9 protein-coding genes are annotated in these 19,099 nt (G+C 71.1%); 4 read left to right on the top strand and 5 right to left on the bottom strand.

Features of this window, described 5'->3' with window-relative positions; all coding sequences use genetic code 11:
* Nucleotides 1-76 precede the first annotated feature (76 nt).
* From recC to recD, 3 genes are all read left to right on the top strand, one after another.
* Nucleotides 77-3,601 carry an exodeoxyribonuclease V subunit gamma gene (gene recC, locus ACIQ09_RS13340; protein WP_398310530.1) on the top strand — a complete coding sequence of 1,175 codons (3,525 nt, stop codon included), beginning with the start codon at nt 77-79 and terminating at the stop codon, nt 3,599-3,601.
* The gene (recB, locus tag ACIQ09_RS13335; protein WP_398310527.1) at nt 3,598-7,320 is read left to right on the top strand and encodes an exodeoxyribonuclease V subunit beta; all 3,723 of its coding nucleotides are present in this window, start codon (nt 3,598-3,600) and stop codon (nt 7,318-7,320) included. The genes recC and recB overlap by 4 nt, the downstream gene beginning before the upstream one ends.
* Before the next feature lie 215 nt (nt 7,321-7,535).
* On the top strand, nt 7,536-9,578 hold the full coding sequence (gene recD, locus ACIQ09_RS13330) for an exodeoxyribonuclease V subunit alpha (protein ID WP_398310524.1): 2,043 nt from the start codon (nt 7,536-7,538) through the stop codon (nt 9,576-9,578).
* A 123-nt stretch (nt 9,579-9,701) separates the two neighbouring features.
* Here the strand turns inward: recD and ACIQ09_RS13325 are convergent, their stop codons facing one another.
* Entirely contained in the window at nt 9,702-10,676 is a 975-nt protein-coding gene (locus tag ACIQ09_RS13325) for a PA2169 family four-helix-bundle protein (RefSeq protein WP_398310521.1), read from the bottom strand.
* Nucleotides 10,677-10,869: 193 nt separating this feature from the next.
* On the opposite strand from ACIQ09_RS13325, the gene ACIQ09_RS13320 reads away from it, so the two are divergent.
* The gene (locus ACIQ09_RS13320; protein WP_398310518.1) at nt 10,870-11,034 is read left to right on the top strand and encodes a hypothetical protein; all 165 of its coding nucleotides are present in this window, start codon (nt 10,870-10,872) and stop codon (nt 11,032-11,034) included.
* Here the strand turns inward: ACIQ09_RS13320 and ACIQ09_RS13315 are convergent.
* The 4 genes from ACIQ09_RS13315 to ACIQ09_RS13300 all read right to left on the bottom strand — a co-directional run bounded on the left by ACIQ09_RS13315 (nt 11,009) and on the right by ACIQ09_RS13300 (nt 18,752).
* Nucleotides 11,009-12,622: a PEP/pyruvate-binding domain-containing protein gene (locus tag ACIQ09_RS13315; protein WP_398310515.1), complete on the bottom strand. Its 1,614-nt coding sequence runs from the start codon at nt 12,620-12,622 to the stop codon at nt 11,009-11,011. The two genes, ACIQ09_RS13320 and ACIQ09_RS13315, sit on opposite strands and share 26 nt — an antisense overlap.
* A gap of 2 nt (nt 12,623-12,624) precedes the next feature.
* Entirely contained in the window at nt 12,625-14,571 is a 1,947-nt protein-coding gene (locus ACIQ09_RS13310; RefSeq protein WP_398310512.1) for a hypothetical protein, read from the bottom strand.
* A gap of 399 nt (nt 14,572-14,970) precedes the next feature.
* The gene (locus tag ACIQ09_RS13305; protein ID WP_398310509.1) at nt 14,971-15,672 is read right to left on the bottom strand and encodes a PEP-CTERM sorting domain-containing protein; all 702 of its coding nucleotides are present in this window, start codon (nt 15,670-15,672) and stop codon (nt 14,971-14,973) included.
* Nucleotides 15,673-15,695: 23 nt separating this feature from the next.
* On the bottom strand, nt 15,696-18,752 hold the full coding sequence (locus tag ACIQ09_RS13300; RefSeq protein ID WP_398310506.1) for an ExeM/NucH family extracellular endonuclease: 3,057 nt from the start codon (nt 18,750-18,752) through the stop codon (nt 15,696-15,698).
* Nucleotides 18,753-19,099 lie beyond the last annotated feature (347 nt).

The raw sequence follows: 19,099 nt of genomic DNA, 5'->3' as shown, positions 1-19,099 counted from the left end.
GGCAGCTCCGATCCGTCCCGGATATCCCGTATCCTCCGCTCGTTCCACCTCACTGCCCCTGCCCCGGAGTCCCCCCTTGCCCTCCACCCCCCTGACGTCCGGCCTGATGCTGGTCCATGGCAACCACCCCGAAGCCCTGCGTGACCTGCTCGTCACCTGGATCCGGCGTTACCCGCTGGCGCCCCTTGAGACCGAGACCGTGCTGGTGCACAGCAACGGCATCGCCCAGTGGCTGCGCCTGGCTCTGGCCGAGGATGTGGAGGACGGCGGCTGCGGGATTGCCGCGGGGCTGGATCTGTCGCTGCCTTCGCGCTTCCTGTGGCAGGCCTACCGGGCGGTGCTGGGGCGCGAGGCGGTGCCGGAGACCTCGCCCTTCGACAAGTCGCTGCTGGTGTGGCGCCTGATGCGCCTGCTGCCGGACCTCACCGGCCAGGCGGCCTACCAGCCCCTGCGCCGCTTTCTGGCGGCGGATGCCGACCTGCGCAAGCGCTTCCAGCTCGCCGAGCGCCTGGCCGACCTGTTCGACCAGTACCAGGTGTACCGGGCCGACTGGCTGGCTGCCTGGGCGGCGGGTGAGGATGTGCTCATCCGTGCCGCCGGCGAGCGGGTGCCCCTGCCGGACGAGCAGCGCTGGCAGGCCTGCCTGTGGCGTGCCCTGCTGGCCGACGTGGCCGCCGGGGGCAATGCTGATCTGGCCGGGCAGGGGCGGGCGGCGGTGCACGAAGCCTTCCTGGCCCGGGTGGCCGGGTGGCCCGACGATGCCCCGCGCCCCGCCGGCCTGCCGCGGCGGGTGCTGGTCTTCGGCATCTCGGCGTTGCCGCGCCAGTCCCTGGAGGTGCTGGCCGCCCTGGCCCGCTGGAGCCAGGTGCTGATGTGCGTCCACAACCCCTGCGAGCACTACTGGTCCGACATCGTTGCCGACAAGGAGCTGCTGCGCGCCACCCGCAGCCGCCAGCAGCGTCGCGCCGGCGCGCCGGCCGAGATCGACGAGGACAGCCTGCACCTTCACGCCCACCCCCTGCTGGCCGCCTGGGGCAAGCAGGGTCGCGACTTCATCGGCCTGCTCGACGAGCACGACAGCGATGTGGCCCGGGCCGGCTACCTGCAGCACTTCGCAGACATCCGCCAGCGCATCGACCTGTTCGCCCCCCACGGCACCGACCGTCTGCTCAACCAGCTGCAGGACGACATCCGCGACCTGCGCCCCCTGGGCCTGACCCGCGACACCTGGCCGCCGGTGGCCCCCGGCGACGACTCCATCCGCTTCCACATCGCCCACAGCCCCCAGCGGGAGGTGGAGGTGCTCCACGACCAGCTGCTCGCCGCCTTCAACGCCGATGCCACGCTGCGCCCCCGGGACGTGATCGTCATGGTGCCGGACATCGATGTGTACGCGCCCCACATCCAGGCCGTGTTCGGGCTGATCGACAGCCACGACCCCCGCTACATCCCCTTCAGCATCGCCGACCAGGGGCAGGGTCGCCACGACCCGCTGGTGGGGGCCATCGGCAAGCTGCTGGAGCTGCCCACCTCGCGCCTTGCCGTGAGTGACGTGCTCGACCTCCTGGACGTGCCGGCCCTGCGCCAGCGCTTCGGCATCGGCGAAGACCAGCTGCCCCTGCTGCGGCGGTGGGTGCACGGCGCCCGGGTGCGCTGGGGGCTGCACGCCGCCCACCGCTGCAGCCTGGGCCTGCCGGCGGCGCCCGAGGGCAACACCTGGCTGTTCGGCCTGCGCCGCATGCTCCTCGGCTACGCCGTCGGTGGCACCGCCGGGGCGTGGAACGACATCGAGCCCTTTGACGAGATCGGCGGCCTCGATGCGGCCCTGCTCGGGCCCCTGGCCGACCTCCTGGAGCGCCTCGAAGCCACTTGGCAGGCCCTCGCCGACAGCGCCGACGTGGCCACCTGGTGCCAGCGCCTGCGGCGCCTGCTCGCCGACTTCTTCGCCCCCGACGACAGCGCCGACGCCTACACCCTGCAGCAGCTCGATCTGGCCCTGGAGCGCTGGCAGGCGGCCTGCCAGCAGGCCGGCCTGGACAGCCCCCTGCCCCTGGCCGTGGTGGGCGAACACTGGCTCGCCCAGCTCGACGACAGCGGCCTGTCCCAGCGCTTCTTCGCCGGCGCGGTGACCTTCGCCACCCTGATGCCCATGCGCGCCATCCCCTTCCGCCAGGTGTGCCTGCTCGGCCTCAACGATGGCGACTACCCGCGCACCCGGGTGGCCATGGACTTCGACCTGATGGGGCGCGACTACCGCCCCGGCGACCGCTCGCGCCGGGAGGACGACCGCTACCTCTTCCTGGAAGCCCTGCTGTCGGCCCGGGAGCGCCTGTTCATCTCGTGGGTCGGGCGGAGCGTCAAGGACAACACCGACCGGCCGCCCTCGGTACTGGTCGGGCAATTGCGCGACCATCTGGCCGCCGGCTGGCGGCTGTCCGGGCGGGAAGGGGAGGGGGGCGCCCTGCTCGACGCCCTGAGCATCGAGCATCGCCTGCAGCCCTTCAACCCGGACTACTTCCCCGCCGACCCCGCGGCCAGCCGCCTGTTCACCTATGCGGAGGAGTGGCGCATCGCCGACGACCGCCCCGGTGGCAGCCCGCCCCTGGCGATGCCGGCCGAGACGCCCCCCGTCACCTTGGCCGAGCTGGCCGCCTTTCTGCGCGACCCGGTCAAGGCCTTCTTCCGTCAGCGCCTGCGGGTGGATTTCGACATGGACGACCCGGCCAGCGAAGACCAGGAGCCCTTCGACCTGGACGGCCTCGAACTGTGGCACCTGTGGGACGAGCTCATCGGCGCCCAGGCCCACGCGGTGCATCACGGCGAGCCCCGGGAAGACGCCCTGGCCGACGGCCTGGCCCGCATCCAGCGCCGCGGCGACTTGGCCGCCGGCGCCTTCGCCGAGCTGATGAGGGAGACCCTGGCCGCGCCCATGGAAGACCTCTTCCAGCGCTACGGCGAGGCCCTGGCCCAGTGGCCCGATGTCCAGGCCCACGACGAGCCCATCGACTACACCAGCCCCGCCGGCCTGCGCATCGAGGATCGCCTGGGCGGGCTGTGCAGCAATGCCGAGGGCCGGCGCGGGCGGGTGGTGCTGGAAAGCAGTGACCTGGTGAAGAAGGGCCACTACCAGCGCCACACCCTGATCAAGCACTGGGTCAGCCACCTGGCGGCCCACGTGGCCGGTGGCCCCCTCACCACCGTGGTGGTCGGCAAGGTGGGCAGCGTGACCCTCGCGCCCCTCGACCCGGAGCACGCCGCCACCCACCTGGACGCCATCCTGCAGGCCTGGGAGGCAGCCCGCAGCCGGCCGCTGCCCCTGGCGGTGAAGACCGCCTTTGCGTGGATCAAGGACGCCCCCCCGGGTGCCGATGCCACCGCCGAGGCCCGCGCCGCCGCGGCCGCCCGCAAGGCCTACGAGGGTGACGACTACACCCCTGGCGAGCGTGACAGCAGCGCCTACCTGCAGCGGGCCTGGCCCGATTTTGCGGCAATGGCCTCCGGTGGCGAGTTCGCCCGCCTCGCCGAAACCCTGCTCCGCCCCCTCTACCTGGCCACCTTCGCCAAGGGCAAGCCCCGCGCCGCCGCCGGAGACGCCCCATGAGTACCCACATCGACACCACGGCCCCGGCATCCCTGGCCCCGCTGGACTTCCCCCTGCACGGCAGCCGCCTCATCGAGGCCAGCGCCGGCACCGGTAAAACCTTCACCATCGCCCTGCTTTACGTGCGCCTGGTGCTCGGCCACGGCAGCGCGGAGAGCGCCCCGCCGCGGGCGCTGATGCCGCCGGAGATCCTCGTCGTCACCTTCACCGACGCCGCCACCCAGGAGCTGCGCGACCGCATCCGCACCCGGCTGGCCGATGCCGCCGACGTCTTCCGTGCCGACCCGGCCGGGGTTGAGGCCCAGCCGCCGGGGGCCGATCTGCTCCACGACCTGCGCGCCAGCTACCCTCCCGACGCCTGGCCGGCCTGCGCCCGCAAGCTGCAGCTGGCCGCCGAATGGATGGACGAGGCCGCCGTGTCCACCATCCACGGCTGGTGCAAGCGCATGCTCCAGGAGCACGCCTTCGACAGCGACAGCCTGTTCACCCAGCAGCTCGAAACCGACCAGGACGAGCTGTTTGCCGAGGTGGTGCGCGACTACTGGCGCAGCTTCATGTACCCCCTGGGCAGCGACGACGCCCGCCGGGTGAAGGGCTGGTGGGCCTCCCCGGATGCCCTCCGCCACGACATCGCCCCCCTGCGCACCCACGCCGCCAGCCTGCCTCCGGCCGATGCGCCGGCCGTGGCCCTGGCCCGCGCCGCAGCGGAGGGGCAGCGTCAGCTGGCCGTCCTGAAAGCCCCGTGGGCGGGCTGGGTGGGCGAACTCCGCACCCTCTTCGACGAGGCCCGCAAGGCCAAGGCCTTTGACGCCCGCAAGCTCAACTCGGCCAACTGCGCCCGCTGGCTGGACGCCCTGCAGGCCTGGGCCGATGACCCGCTGGCGGTGGCGCCGGAGCTCAGCGAGACGGCGTGGACCCGCCTCACCCCGGCGGGCCTGGCCGAGATCTGGGTGGGTGGCATGCCGCCCGCGCACCCGGCCTTTGCGGCCCTCGCCGATCTGCCCGAGGCCCTGGCCGCGCTGCCCGATGGCCACGACGGGGTGCTCCACCACGGCGCCCGCTGGGTGGCCGAGCGCTTTGCCGAAGAGCAGGCGCGGCGCGCCCAGATGGGTTTCGACGACCTGCTCACCCGCCTGGACGCGGCCCTCCAGGGCCCCAACGGTCCGCGCCTGGCCGAGCGCATCTGCACGCAGTTTCCGGTGGCCCTGATTGATGAGTTCCAGGACACCGACGCCGTGCAGTACCGGATCTTCGATGCGGTGTATCGGGTGGCCGCCAGTGACCCGGCCTGCGCCCTGATCCTCATCGGCGACCCCAAGCAGGCCATCTACGCCTTCCGCGGGGCCGACATCTACACCTACCTGGCCGCCCGCGCCGCCACGGCCGGGCGCCTGTACACCCTGCGCCGAAACTACCGCTCCACCCTGGCCATGGTGGAGGCCACCAACCGCTGCTTCGAGGTGGCCGAGGCGCGGGCCGAGGGGCAGGGCGCCTTCCTGTTCCGCCGGGAAGGGGCCGATGGCGCCAACCCCGTCCCCTTCCTGCCCGCCGGGGCGGCCGGTCGCAAGGACAGCCTGTGGGTGGCCGATGCTGACGCGCCGGCCCTGAACCTGTGGCAGCTGCCCGCCCTGGAGGACGACAAGGTCTACACCAAGGGCGCCTACCTGGAGGCCATGGCCGAAGTCTGCGCCAGCGAGATGGTGCGCCTCCTCAAGCTGGGGCAGGAGGGCGCGGCCGGCTTCGGCACGGCGGCGGTGGACCACCCCCTGTGCCCCGGTCACATGGCCGTGCTGGTCAATAGCGGCAGCGAGGCCGCGGCCATCCGAGAGGCCCTCGCCCGTCGCGGTGTGCGCAGCGTGTACTTGTCGGAGAAGGAGTCGGTCTTTCAGCGCCCCGAGGCGGTGGACCTGCAGCGCTGGCTGGCCGCCTGCGCCGAGCCCGACGACGGCCGCGCCCTGCGCGCCGCCCTGGCCACCCCGACCCTGGGCTTGAGCTGGGCCGAGCTCGACTGCCTCAATCACGACGAAACCGCCTGGGACGAGCGGGTGCTGCAGTTCCGTGCCTATCGGGAGTGCTGGCGCCGCCAGGGCGTGCTGCCCATGCTGCGGCGCCTGCTGAATGATTTCCGCGTGCCGGCGCGCCTGCTCGCCGCCGGTGGCGCCGGGGAGCGCAGCCTCACGGACGTGCTGCACCTGGCCGAGCTGCTCCAGCAGGCCGCCGCCCTGCTCGATGGCGAACACGCCCTGATCCGCCACCTGGCCGAACAGCGCAGCGACGGCGGCCATGGCGACGCCCGCCAGATCCGCCTGGAGAGCGACGCCGATCTGGTCCAGGTGGTCACCGTGCACAAGTCCAAGGGCCTGGAATATCCCCTGGTCTTCCTGCCCTTCGCCTGCGCCTTCCGTGCCGCCAAGTCCACCGACCTGCCCCTCAAGTGGCACGACGAGCAGGGCCGGCTGCAGGTTGCCCTGGGTGACGACGGCACGCTGCTGGCGAAGGTGGACCGGGAGCGCCTGGGTGAAGACCTGCGCAAGCTCTACGTGGCCCTGACCCGTGCCCGCTACGCCACCTGGGTGGGCGTGGCGCCGCTCGACGCCCTGGAAAAGAGCGCCCTCGGCTACCTGCTCGGTGGCGGCAAGGCCTTCAGCCCCGACGGGCTGAGCCAGTCCCTGGCCGATCTGGCCGCCGGCTGCGATGCCATTGCGGTGATCGCCGACCCGCCCGTGACCACCGACCTCTGCCGCATCGCCGCCGGGCCGCTCGGCGAAGGCCCGGCCCGCCGCCCCCTGCGGGTGGTGCGCGAGCACTGGTGGATCGCCAGCTACTCGGCCCTTCAGTCCGATGCCGGGGGCAGCGGCGCCGATACGCCGGCTGAAGACGTGTTCCGTGAGGCGGCGGCGGATGTACCCGCCGTGGTGGCTTCCCCGGCGCCCGTCCCGGCTGCAGCCGCGGCCACCGAGTCCCGGGGGCCGCTGCACGCCTTTCCCCGGGGCGCGGCCGTGGGCACCTTCCTCCACGACATCCTGGAATGGGCCGCCGGCCAGGGCTTCGACAGGGTGGTGGCTGCACCGGGCCTGGTCCGTGATGCCATCGCCCGGCGCTGTGCCGTGCGCGGCTGGGAGGCCTGGATCGACCCCCTGTGCGGCTGGCTGATGGATTTCCTGCAGTGTCCGCTGCGCCCGGCCGAGGGTGATGGCGCGGCCGCCCTGACCCTCGCCGGGCTGGACGGCCAGGTGGCCGAGATGGAGTTCTGGATTGCCGTGCACGGGGTGGATCTGGCCCGCCTGGACGCGCTGGTGTGCCGGCACACCCTCGCCGCCGCACCACGTCCGGCCCTGCAGCCGGGCCAGCTCAACGGCATGCTGAAGGGCTTCATCGACCTGGTGGCCGAGCACGACGGGCGCTACTACGTGGTGGATTACAAGTCCAACTGGCTCGGCCCCGACGACGCGGCCTACAGCGCCGAGGCCATGGCCCGGGAGATCCTGGCCCACCGCTACGAGCTTCAGTACGTGCTCTACCTGCTGGCCCTGCACCGGCTGCTCAAGCTGCGCCTGCCCGACTATGACTACGACCGCCACGTGGGCGGGGCGCTCTACCTCTTCCTGCGCGGCAGCCATGGGGCCAGCGGCGGGGTGCATGCGGAGCGCCCGCCCCGGGCGCTGATCGAAGCCCTCGACCACCTGTTCGCCCGCGCCACCGCCCGGGAGACCGCATGACGCTGCTTTCCCGGAGCTGACGTGTCATCTGACAATCGGCACAGCCTATCCCGTAGGAGCAACTTCTGTAGGGGCGACTTCAGTCGCCCGCGGACTTCGATCAAGGGCATGCCTGTGATCGGCACGTGGTGGGCGACTGAAGTCGCCCCTGCTAGTCGCCCCAGCGAGTCACCCTTACGAATCACTCCCGCCGCCGTACCTTGGAGGATAACCGGATGAATCCCGCCCTTGCCGACTGCCACGCCGCCCTGGCCCTGGTGGACCACTGGGCCCGCCACGGCTGGTTGCGTACTCTCGACGCCGCCTTTGCCCGCTTCCTGTTTCGCGAGGCGGGCGCTGCTCCGCCCCTGCTGATTCTCGCCGCCGCCCTGGCCAGCCACCAGCTGGGCCGCGGCCATGCCTGCCTGGATCTGGCCGATGTGCTCGGCGACCCGGGCTTTGCCCTGTCCCTGCCGCCGGAAGGGCGCGTGGAGGAGGAGGGCGGGGTGCCGCCGCCGCTGCCCGCCGCGGTGCTGGCGGGGGTCAGCCTGGCCGACTGGCAGGCCGCCCTGGTGCATGAGCAGCTGGTGGGCAGCGGGCCGGGCAGCACGCCGCTGGTGTGCGTCGGCCGGCGGGTCTATCTGCGCCGCTACTGGCAATACGAAGTTGCCGTGCGGGCGGCCATCGAGGCGCGCCTGGCGGGCCTGGCCGAACGCCAGGCGAGCCTGCCCGCCGCGGCCCTGGCCGGCGCCCTCGATGCCCTCTTCCCCCGGGCTGCCCGCGTGGAGGGCCCCGACTGGCAGAAGCTGGCCTGCGCCATGGCGGCGCGTAGCGCCTTTGCCATCGTCACCGGCGGGCCCGGCACCGGCAAGACCACCACCGTGGTGCGCCTGCTCGCCGTGCTCCAGGCCCTGGCCCTCGCCGACAGCCCGGCGCGGCCCTTGCGCATCCGCCTGGCGGCGCCCACCGGCAAGGCCGCGGCACGCCTCAACGAATCCATCGCCGGGGCGGTGGCCCGCCTCGATCTGGCCGCACTGCCCGACGGCGAGCGGGTGCGTGCCGCCATCCCGGTGGAGGTGACCACCCTGCACCGCCTCCTCGGCAGCCGCCCGGACACCCGCCACTTCCGCCACCACGCCGGCAATCCGCTGGGCGTGGATGTGCTGGTGGTGGATGAAGCCTCGATGGTGGATCTGGAGATGATGGCCGCCGTGCTCGCAGCTTTGCCGCCTGCGGCCCGCCTGGTGCTCCTCGGCGACAAGGACCAGCTCGCCTCGGTGGAAGCCGGTGCGGTGCTGGGGGAGCTGTGCCGCCGCGCCACCGAAGGGCACTACACGCCCGATACGGTGGCCTGGCTGGCTGGCGTGACCGGCGAACAGGTGCCCGCCAGCCTCGTCGATGCCGCCGGCACGCCCCTCGATCAGGCGGTGGCCATGCTGCGCCACAGTCACCGCTTCAGCAGCACCAGTGGCATCGGCCAACTGGCCGCAGCGGTCAATGGGGGCGAAGCGGGCGCTGCGGAGGCGGTGTTCGCCGGCTTGCATGCAGACCTGGCCAGGGTCGAGGTGGATGCCCGGGCCGCGGCCGGTGAGGCCGACTTCCGCCGCCTGGTGGTGGATGGCACGCCGTCCGCCGGCCGGGAGGGCTATCGCCACTATCTGGAAACCCTGCGCAACACCCGCCCGCCCGTTGGCGCCGATCCGACCGGGATCGACGCCTGGGCCGCCGGCGTGCTCGCCGCCCACGGCCAGTTTCAGTTGCTGTGCGCCCTGCGTCGCGGGCCCTGGGGGGTGGAAGGGCTCAACCCGCGCATCGCCGGCTGGCTGCGCGAGGCCGGCCTGATCGGCGCCGACGAGGGCTGGCATGAGGGCCGCCCGGTGCTGGTCACGCGCAATGACTACGGCCTGGGCCTGATGAACGGCGACATGGGCATCACCCTGGCCCTGCCGCTGGCCAGTGGGGGCAGCCAGCTCCGGGTGGCCTTCCCCAGCGGCGACGGCCGCAACGGCATCAAGTGGGTGCTGCCCAGCCGCCTGCAGGCGGTGGAGACGGTGTTTGCACTGACAGTGCACAAGTCCCAGGGCTCCGAGTTCACCCACGCCGCCCTGGCCTTGCCCGACAGCCTCAACCCCATCCTTACCCGTGAGCTGGTGTACACCGGCATCACCCGCGCCCGCAGCGGCTTTACCCTGGTGGACGCGTCGGGCTCCCGGGTACTGGAGCAGGCGGTGGCGCGCCGGGTGCTCCGCCTGTCAGGCTTGCTCGACGGCCTGGCGTGAAGGCTTCCTGAGTCCGTCACCCGGCCAGTCGGGATGCCGGTCCGCACGTAATTCAGCCCCGGTCGCCGACCGGGGCTGAAGTGGATGGATCTGGGTCGCCGATCCGGGCGCGGCCCCTGTCGCTCAGACCAGCGCGTCGCGCAGTCGCTGCATCTCTGCGTGATTGCGGCGCACACCTTCGAGTTCACGCATGACCAATGCACGCAGGGAGCTCGGCATGGGCTTTTCAATGGCTTCGGTGAAGGCGTCGAGGGCGTCCTCTTCGGCCCGAATGCACTCGTCCAGTACGAGCTTGTCATCTTCGGTGGTGAACACGGTTTTCAGGGTGGTCCAGCCACGATGGAGGGCCGCTGAGACGGACCCATGCTCCACCGGCGCGCCCCCGAGGCGTTCGATTTCCACCTGGAGTTCGACCACGGCGGTTCTACAATCGGCAGCACGCCGCACAAGCACGGCGGAGATTGTCGGTGACTTGGCGTGCTCCGCCGCGTGGCGGAAACCTTCGTCGCCGTCACGGCTCATCATGAGCAGCGCATTGAGCGTCTTGACGAGTTCATCGGGGTCGACGGCTTGAGCTGCGGTGGCGGCCCGACGCATGGCGGCGCGCTCCCACGCAGCCTGGACTGCCGGGCGTGCCTCTTCCCAGGCCATGTTGCGGCCGGGCGTAGAGAGCCAGTCTTCCCTGAGTTGCAGTTCCGCCTCGCCATAGCTGCCCGGGTAGCGCTCCGCACCTTGCCAGCCGTGTTCATACGCGGGGCGATACCAGGCGTAGGGCGTGCCCGGGTGGTAATACGGTTCGCGGATGTGGGCGTTGGCCCAGTAGTTGTCATCGTCCGACGCCGGTCCGATGTTGTCCACCAGCGCCTTGCCGCCGACCGCTCCGGCCACAGCGCCGATCACGCCGCCCACGGCGGCACCCACGGGGCCTGCTGTTGCCGCGCCCACGGCCACGCCTGTCGCGACGCCCGAGGCTGCGCCGCCCATCAGCCCGATCTTGGTCGCCACGGCCTTGTCTTCCGCGCTCGGCGGCTGCGGCGTGGTGATCTTGCCGTCGGTGGGTTGGGGAAGGTTCTGAGTTTCAATGAGGGTGTTGTTCATGATTGTCTCCTTGTGATGTTGAGAACACGCCACCATCTTCCCGCGCCCCGCCTGCGGTCACGATCAGCCGCGACCGTGTCCGGCTGTGGGTCTGGACCGACAGCCGTGTAGGAGGCGGGAGCGCCGGGGCCGGTGACCCCTCGCCGGAAGGGGGGTGTTATGGACCCGGGTGGTTCCGCTGTCTGCGGATGACGTGAGCACCGCCCCCGGCCTGGGGGACGTCAGCATCTGCCTGCGGTCCGCTCTGGCGGCGGGTGGCGTTGCCGAGTCGGCGCTGGATGCGACGACCACCGCGGTGCTCAAGGCTGATCTGGCCTTCTCGACCCGGCCCCTCAGCTGGCCGTGGTGGCGTGGCTGAACCAGGTGGCGACCTGGGTCAGCCAGGCGTCCGGGCTTTCGGTGAGTACCGGTACGGCGCCGGCGTAGATGTGGCCGCTGGCGCTGTCCAGGGTGATGAGGTCGCCGGCGTGGAGGGCCTTGCTGCCGATGGTGAGGCTGCGCCGGGGCAGGTCGATGCTCAGTTCGGTGCAGCCCACCAGGCAGGCCTTGCCCAGTTGCCGGGCGACCACCGCGGCGTGGGCGGTACGGCCGCCGCGGGCGGTGAGGATGCCTTTGGCCGCGGCGATGCCACTGAGGTCGTCGGTGCTGGTGTCTTCCCGTACCAGGATGCAGTCACGCCCGGCCTCGGCATGGGCGCAGGCTTCAGCCGGGTCGAGGGCGATCACGCCCACCGCAACGCCAAGGCCGGCGGGGGTGGCGCGGGCCAGCACCGGGTGAGCGGAGGCGTCGGCGATGCTGCTCCGTGCGAGCCCCTGCAGATCCACGTCACCCAGCACGCCAAGTGCCCGGGCGGGCGACCACACGCCGGCGTTCACCTGTTCCACGGCGATGCGCAGGGCAGCCCATGGGGTGCGCTTGGCGCTGCGGGTCTGGAGCAGGTAGAGCACGCCGTCCTGCACGGTGAACTCGAACTCCTGTACGTCGCCGAATTCCCGTTCGAGGATCTCGGCCATGGATTCGAGGCGCGCCTGCACGTGGGGCAGGGTGGCGGCCAGGCGGGCGGTGTCGGGTGCCGAGTGCTGGCCCGAGACCACATCCTCGCCCTGGCTGTTGAAGCGGAAATCCAGGTACAGCTGGTTCTCCCCGGTGGCCGGGTCGCGGCTGAAGCCGACGCCGGCGCCCGAGGTGCCGCCGGCGTTGCCGAAGACCATGCGCTGCACCGTGACGGCGGTGCCCATCTGCAGGTCGATACGGCGCATGCGCCGGTACGCAATGGCCCGGGGGTTCATCCACGAGTCGAACACCGCCTCCGTCGCCCGCTGCAACTGCTCCAGTGGGTCCTGGGGGAAGGGGCAGCCGTTGAGGTGCTCGAACAGTTCGAGGTAGCTGCGGGCGAGGCGGGTGAGGGCGCGGAAGTCCAGATCCTGGGGGCGCTGGGCGCCGGCATGGGCCATGGCCAGCTTGAGTGCGGCTTGGAAGGGTGCGGCCGGACTGCGGTGTACCACCTCGGCATACTGCTGGATCAGGCGCCGGTAGGAGTCCCATACCAGGCGCGGGTTGCCGGTCATGCGCAGGAGACCGCGCAGGGTGGCGTCGGTGAGGCCGACATCGAGGATGGTGTCCATCATGCCGGGCATGGACACCGGCGCGCCGGAGCGGACCGACACCAGCAGGGGCTTGCGGCCGGAGCCGAACTCCAGCCCGCAGGCCGCCTCCAGACGTTCGATCTGGCTCTCCAGCAGCTTGCGCAGGGTGGGCCGGAAGGCCTCCGAATCCGCGCTGAAGGCCTGGCAGAAGGGGGTGCCGAGCACGAAGGCCTGGGGCACCGGCAGGCCGATGGCCGCCATGCGGGCCAGGTTGAAGGCCTTGAAGCCCATGGCGTCCACCGGGCCTTCGAGACGCGGGCCGGGCAGGCCGATGCCGTAGAGGTGTCGGGCCAGGTCCATGGCTAGTCGCCCGTCACCGCGCCCAGGACGTGGTCGCGCAGCTGCATCGCGGTGTGCAGCAGGAGGTCGGCGGCATTCTCCAGGTTGCGGGCGCACTCGGCGCAGGCGTAGAGATCACGGAAGTCGCTGCTGTCGGCGATCAGGGCGCGCTTGAAGCTGCGGTGGGCTTCGTCGCTCTGGCGTTCGGCGGCCATGATGTGGTGGATGGATTCGAGGAAGTCCTGCAGGTCCTCCCGCGGGCCCCCCTGGCGGACGCCGCGGGCGCTCTCCAGGGCCTTCAGCAGCTCCTGGGCGCTGGACACCGACAGGCTGGCGAGGGTGCCCAGGGCTTCCAGCAGGGGTAGTCCCGGTGGCGTGGGCGGAAACAGGCCGAGATGGAAGGCCGCCTCTTCCAGCTCGTCGACGATGTCGTCGGCACCCTCGATCAGCGCGCAGTAGAAGTCGCCGTGGCCGGTGTTCTGGCGCTGCAGCTCGCGGGCCAGGTTGACCAGCTCGTCGGCCTGATGCTCCCAGCGCCGGGCGCGGCCGGCGTTGCGGGTGATGTGCTCGCGGGCCTCGGGGCCGGCCAGGTCGAGCAGGCAGTCGCGCAGGCCGGCAGCGATCTCGATGCCAAGGGCAGCATGTTCGGCGGCGATGTCGATCAGCTGCTGGCGGGTGCTGCGGAAACAGGTCACCAGCTCGATGCGCAGGGCGTCGCGGATCTCCTCGTCGGGGTGGTTTTCCAGCTGGGCCCGGGTGCAGGTGCGGAACACGAACTGCATGAAGGCGATGGCCCGGCTGCGGTCCAGGGTGTCGTCGAGCCGGGCGCCGAAGGTGGGCGGGGTGCGGGCGGCAAAGGCCAGCGCATCGAAGACCAGCTGCTCGCCACCGGCCCGCAGCCAGCCCATGTGGCCGATGCCTTCGTCGGCGGCCCACTTCAGCACGGCCAGGCTCTCCTTCTTGGGCAGCAGCAGGCGCAGGCGCTTGCGGGCCCGGTTCCAGTCGATCAGGAAGACCAGCCGCGAGCCGAGAAAGCACAGGTAGTCGCTCAGGCCGGCCTCGTTGTTGGCGGTGAAGGTGCCGGTGCTGATGTGATACACGCCGTCGTCCATGTCCCGGTCGGTGCGCGAGCGGGTGTCGTCCCAGCTCACCGCCCAGTGGGCAAACAGGCTCTGGAAGAATAGCAGGCGCTGGATGTGCACATCCGTGTAGGTGACGCGGACGCAGCCCTTCTCCACGTGCACCACGAGAACATGGGCGTCGGTGGTGCCGATGTCGTTCTGCAGGATCAGGCGCTCGCCGCTGCGGGTGGCGGTGGTGCCCAGGCCGGGGTGGTCGAACTTGAGGGGCCGGGTTTCATTCACGCCGCGCATGAAGGCGGCGATCAGCGGCCGGTCGGCGGAGCTGATCTCGTAGGCGGCGGCGCCGTCGATGTCCTCCGAAGCGATCTGCGCCTGCAGGCGCAGCAGGGCCTTGTGCATGTCCATCACCAGCAGGTGGGCGCTGTCGCCCGATTCCCGGTCACCCGAGACGAGGCGGGTGATCTGTTCCCGGGAGAGGCTGTCCTGGCGGGTGCACCAGGCCTGGCCGCGCAGCGCCGACAGACGCGCGGCCACGCTGGCGGCTGCGTCGTCGCCGCTCGTGCGGAGTGGCGCGAGCAGGGTGTCCAGCTCGGTCGCAATCGCTGCACACAGTGTCTCCGCGCCGGGGATACGGTAGAGGTCGTCCTCGATCAGTTCGCTGAGGCCGGGCAGGGCGTCCAGGCTGTCGTCGGCGATCCCCGCGGCGCCGCGCTCTGTGGACAGGGAGGGCTGGACATGGCCTGGGTGGGTGGCGTGGAGCTGGGCCGCCTGGAGCAGGCTGAAATAGAACTTGACCCTGTCGTTGGCGGCCAGGGCGTCGGCCAGCAGGGCCGGGAGCAGCAGGCTGGGCTCCCCGAGTGCGTCGATGATGCGTGCCTTTTCCGTCATGCTTCGGCTCCCGGGGATGTCTGGACAGACAGGGTGAGCCCGGCGGGTGACAGGGGTATGTCAGGCCGGCCGCCTGCTTTCCCCGGGTGATCGCCCTGAGCCTGACGCAAACCCGATGCGGGCGCCGGTTCGGGTTCCCGGATCACCCGATGGGTGAAGCCGAAGGGTTTAGGGGTGGCGCTGAAGGCGGCTGGATGGACTGTAGGAGCTGCGGGGGGCTGTGGGGGCTGTAGGGGCGACTTCAGTCGCCCGCGGACGTCGATCAAGGGTTTGCCGGTGATCGCGGGGGGTTTGGCCCACTCAAGTCGCCCCTACAAGTCACCCCTACAAATTGCCCCAATGAGTCGCCCCGGCAGGTCTTGCTTCAGGATGAGTCCGACCCCACCGGTGCGTGCTCTTTCAGCCCTGGCGGCGCAGGCGGTGGGCCAGCAGGCCGATGCCGGCGAGGCCGAGGGCCAGGGAGCCGGGTTCGGGCACGGTGCTGGGGGCGTTGGCGAGCTGTGCGTTGTCGATGGACAGCCAGGAGCTGCCCACGTAGTCGCCGGTGTCGACCACGCCGAACACCAGGTCCACGCTGCCGGCGGCGGCGAAGGTGTGGGTGAAGCGACCGCTGCCGAGGCCGGTGAAGATGTCGTCGAGCACGGTAAGCACGCCACCGATGACCACGAAGGCGTAGTCGTTCATGCCGATGAGGGGGTCTTCGTTGGAGCCCAGGCCCCAGTCGAAGCTCAGGGTGTCACCGGCCTGGACGGCCAGGGTCTGGCGCAGGGCCGAGCCTTCGAAGGCCCAGCCACCGGTCAGCGGGTCCGGGTCCAGCTGCCCGAGGGCCAGGCCGGCAAACTCCTCCACGCCGCCGGGCTGGCCAACGGGGGCGGCGGCGTTGCCGGAGAGGTTGAAGGCGCCGGCTGCGGCGGGGAAGTCATCCACGTCGAGGGAGGCGGTGCTCAGGCGCGCTGCGCCGGCCGACACGGAGACGTCGCCGAGGCTGTCCCAGCCCGTCAGGCCGGTGGCGAAGTCGCCATTGATCACGGCGGCCTTGGCCGGGTTGGCGATGAAGGCGCCCAGCAGCAGGGCGGTGGAGAGGGCAAATATGCGCTTCATGGTGTGTCCTTGGAGGTCGGGGGTCAGGGGGCGACGATGATGTCGCGGCCGGCGTCGACGCTGCTCGCCGCAACGCCCTTCAGCAGCACGAGGGGGCGGGCCACGGCGCTGCCGGCCTTGCCGTCCGCGTCGATCTGCACGCTGGTGCCGGCGGGGGTGCTGACCAGCTTGAGGTAGCCGTCGGCGAGGGGCTGGGTGCCGGTGTAGCCGAGGCTGGCCAGCAGCGCGCCCAGGTGCAGGCGGTCAGTGCCGGGCACGAAGTCGGTGATGGTGTCGCCGGCTTCGCGCAGGCTGCGATACACGAAGGTGTCGGCACCGGCGCCGCCGGTCAGGGTGTCCGCGCCGTCGCCGCCCGTGATCAGGTCGTCACCGGGGGTGCCGGTGAGGGTGTCGCGGGCGCCCGTGCCGTCAAGCTTGCGCACCAGCTGCAGGCCGACGATCACCGGGTCGTGGTCGGACGAGCGGTAGGGCGTGGCGGAGTAAAGGTCCGGTTCGCAGGCGGCGCAGGCGGGCTGCTTGAACTCCAGGTTGTAGTCGATGAAGGAGGGCTCGTCGGCGTTGATGTGCCAGTGGCCCACACCGGCCAGCTGGCTGTTGAGGCTGGCGCTGGTGAGGGCGTGGTCCAGGTAACCGGTCTCGCCGTCGAAGACGTAGGAGTAGGGGTTGGCTTCGCGGGCGGCGAGCTGGTCGATGAAGCCGGCCTGGGTGAGCTGGGCGACGGGGTCTTCCTTGCCATAGGCGTTCAGATCGCCGATCACCACCACGTCGTCGTCACCGGCGGCGGTACGCACCTGGCCGATGAAGGTCAGCAGCTGGCGGGCCTGGTCGATACGGCGGGCGTTGTAGCAGCCCTGACCGTCGCCCTGGTCCAGGTCGGCGCCGGCGGCGTCGCTGCAGCTCTTGGACTTGAAGTGATTGACCACCACCGAGAACTTCTCGCCGTTGAGGGCGGCGAAGGTCTGGGCCAGGGGCGGGCGGTTGTTGATGGCAGCGGGGTCGGACAGGGACGCGCCCACGCGGCTGACCCTGGCCGGCTTGTAGATCAGGGCCACCTTGATTTCGTCGCTGCCGGTGCCGTTGGCCGGGTCGGGCACCACGGCATAGGTGCCGGCGCCCATGGCGGCGTTGAGACCATTGACCAGGTCCTGGATGGCGCTCTGGGCTCCGTGGCCGTCGTTCTCGATCTCCATCAGGCCGACCACGTCGGCGTCGAGGGCGCGCAGGGCGCCGATGATCTTGACGCGCTGGCGCTCGAACTCGGCTGCCGAACTGGCTCCACGGCTGGTGGGGAAGCCGCCGCCGCTGCCATTACCGTTGAAGTAGTTGAGGACGTTGAAGCTGGCCACCTTGACGTTGCCGCCCACCGCCGCCGGGGCCGGGGTGCGCGGGTTGGTGCGCGTGAAGGCGGGGGTCTCGGTGGGGTGCAGGCGGTAGTCGAGGGTGGCCGGGCTGCTGGTGTTGATGGGGCCCTGATCCAGGATGCCGACCAGATTGCCCACCACCGTGTCGCCGGCGCGCACGGTGTTGCCGCTGCCGATGTAGGGCGTCGGGTTGGGGTTCTGCCCGGTGCTGCCGTCGTCCAGCACCAGCAGGCGGCGCTGGTTCTCGTCGTTGAGGGCAATGGCCTCGGCCGAGCCGGCGGGGAAGCGGTTGGTGGCCTTTTCGATGCGCCCGCCCGCTGACAGGGTGAGCTGACCGAAGCGGCCGAGGAAGTAGTTTTGGGCCACGGTCATGGGGCTGACAACGCGCACCAGCATGCCCTCGTAGCGCTCCAGCTCGCCATTGACGCTTTCCGGTAGGCTCACGTCGGTGGGGGCGACGCTCTCGCCGGTGCCCAGCACCGTGACGGTGTTGGGGTTGGTGAGCTCGGTGAGGCCGCTGAACTCGGCCACCGTGCCCTTCACCGAGATGCGGTTGCCCACGGCCACGCCGGCCGGCATGGTGGCGTTGTTCACATACACGAAGAGGCCGTCGGAGGTGGCCGGGTTGCCGTCGCCGGTGAGGTCTTGCAGGTAGAAGCCCTTGAGGCCCGGGAAGATGGCCGTGACCACGCCGCGGGTGGTCAGCGTCTCGCCCACCCGCGGGCTGGTGCTGCCGCTGCCCTGGATCTCGGGGATGGAAATGGTGGCCGCGGCGGCGCTGACGGTCACGTCCACCGTGCAGCTGGCGCTCTGGGCCTCGTTGTTGGTGAACAGCACACGCACCGGGTAGGTGCCGGGGCTGACCGCGGCGCTGGCCTGCAGGCTGACGCTGGCGGCGGCACCGTCGGCGGCCGAGGGCGTCACCGGGCCGAGGCTGATGCCGGCCACCGGCGCGCTGTCGATGCTGGCGCCGGTCACCAGGCTGTCCAGGTCACTGGCCGTCAGGGTCACGCTGCCGGCCTGGCCCTGCTGAACAGTCAGGGGGCTGCAGGCGGGGACGATGGGGGCATTCACCGGGGCGCCGGCACACTGGTTGAGGGGGCTGGCGCTGTTGCGCGGGGCCGGAGCGCCGGTGCTGAAGTCGGCGCCGTTGTTGTCGGTGTCGGTACAGCCGGCCGCAGCCCGGAACAGGGCCGTGGTGGCGCTGGCCGCCGGGGCGGTGCTGGCGCCCTCCTTGAAGTTGGCCGTGCCATAGCCCACCAGATCGACGATCTGGGCGTTCTGGGCCGGGGTGCAGGGCGTGCTGCTGCCGTTACAGGCAAGGCCTGTGGCCACATTGGCCAGCACGACCTTGCCATTGGCAAGCGCCAGGTTGGAGGTGCCGGTGGCATCGGCCGCGGGCAGGGCGCTGCCGCCGCTGGCGGTGGCAAGCCGCACCAGCAGGTACTGGCCCGGCTGCAGGGTGCCGCTGAGCGCCGCCACCCCGTTGCCCGAGAAGTTGCCGGTGCCCGTGGCGCTGCCGTACTGCACCGACCAGCCGCTCACATCCACCGGGTTGCTGCTCCGGTTGAAGAGCTCCACGTAGTCGGCGCCGTAGACGTTGCCCCCACCCCCGTAGATCTGGCTGATGACGATGTCCGATGCGGCACTGGCGAGGCCGCTGACAGACAGGATGCCGGCGGTGCAAAGGGCCGCGGCGAGGCGATGGGGCGTGGGCATGGGAGGGCTCCGGGATGGTGAACTGACCCGGCACTGTAGGCAAGTCGTGCTACAGCGTTCGTGGGGCGGAATCCGCCGCCACTCCTCCGTTCGGATGGGTTTGCTGCAAGCGTGCTGAAAGATTGGTGGCGGGGGAGCGTCATCAACGCTCCGCCGCCATCGTGCTCTCCTGGAGGGGCGACTCGTAGGGGCGACTTCAGAGGGTGTCGCGAAACCCTCTCCCCGTCGTTGAGCTAGGATTCTGGCCGGAGTCGATGAAATCGGTGGGGCCATGGAGCAGAAGAAGATCAAGCGTCGGGTGACCCGGATCAAGACAGGGACACAGCTGGGTTTCGAAGAGTTTGATA

This window comes from Zoogloea sp. (genome assembly GCF_044344315.1).
In the GTDB taxonomy this organism is placed as follows: Bacteria; Pseudomonadota; Gammaproteobacteria; order Burkholderiales; family Rhodocyclaceae; genus Zoogloea.
Note: the sequence above shows the minus strand (reverse complement) of the source record. Positions and strands in the feature narration are given on the sequence as shown.

Excerpts from the sequence above, each read along its gene's own strand:
- recB (WP_398310527.1), top strand. The coding sequence starts at position 3,598 with ATGAGTACCCACATCGACACCACGGCCCCGGCATCCCTGGCCCCGCTG.
- recD (WP_398310524.1), top strand. The coding sequence starts at position 7,536 with ATGAATCCCGCCCTTGCCGACTGCCACGCCGCCCTGGCCCTGGTGGAC.
- ACIQ09_RS13325 (WP_398310521.1), bottom strand. The coding sequence starts at position 10,676 with ATGAACAACACCCTCATTGAAACTCAGAACCTTCCCCAACCCACCGAC.
- ACIQ09_RS13315 (WP_398310515.1), bottom strand. The coding sequence starts at position 12,622 with ATGGACCTGGCCCGACACCTCTACGGCATCGGCCTGCCCGGCCCGCGT.
- ACIQ09_RS13310 (WP_398310512.1), bottom strand. The coding sequence starts at position 14,571 with ATGACGGAAAAGGCACGCATCATCGACGCACTCGGGGAGCCCAGCCTG.
- ACIQ09_RS13305 (WP_398310509.1), bottom strand. The coding sequence starts at position 15,672 with ATGAAGCGCATATTTGCCCTCTCCACCGCCCTGCTGCTGGGCGCCTTC.
- ACIQ09_RS13300 (WP_398310506.1), bottom strand. The coding sequence starts at position 18,752 with ATGCCCACGCCCCATCGCCTCGCCGCGGCCCTTTGCACCGCCGGCATC.